The sequence below is a fragment of the Pseudoalteromonas sp. G5_S1_54_S4 genome, from assembly GCF_054968565.1.
The window spans coordinates 1-239 of record NZ_JBQKUL010000159.1 but is presented as its reverse complement, the minus strand read 5'-3'; the positions used below and the strand labels follow the sequence as shown (position 1 = coordinate 239).

Sequence of the window (239 nt, the reverse complement as noted above, 5' to 3'; positions counted from 1 at the left end):
AATTATTTGGAGGCGGAACCCGGAGTCGAACCGGGGTAAACGGATTTGCAATCCGGTGCATGGCCACTCTGCCATTCCGCCTAAACATATCAAATAATTTGGAGCGGCACACGAGGCTCGAACTCGTGACCTCGACCTTGGCAAGGTCGCGCTCTACCAACTGAGCTAGTGCCGCATAATATTAATTCTAAATAATTTTTTCATAAGTTACATATTGGTGTATGTAACCAAACCACAAA

General features: G+C 45.6%; 2 tRNA genes. Both read right to left on the bottom strand.

What is annotated here, in order from left to right:
• Window positions 1-7: 7 nt before the first annotated feature.
• A tRNA-Cys gene (locus ACTRWE_RS19360) sits at window positions 8-81 on the bottom strand.
• Window positions 82-99: 18 nt separating this feature from the next.
• Window positions 100-175: transfer RNA gene (locus tag ACTRWE_RS19355), tRNA-Gly, on the bottom strand.
• Between the last annotated feature and the right edge of the window lie 64 nt (window positions 176-239).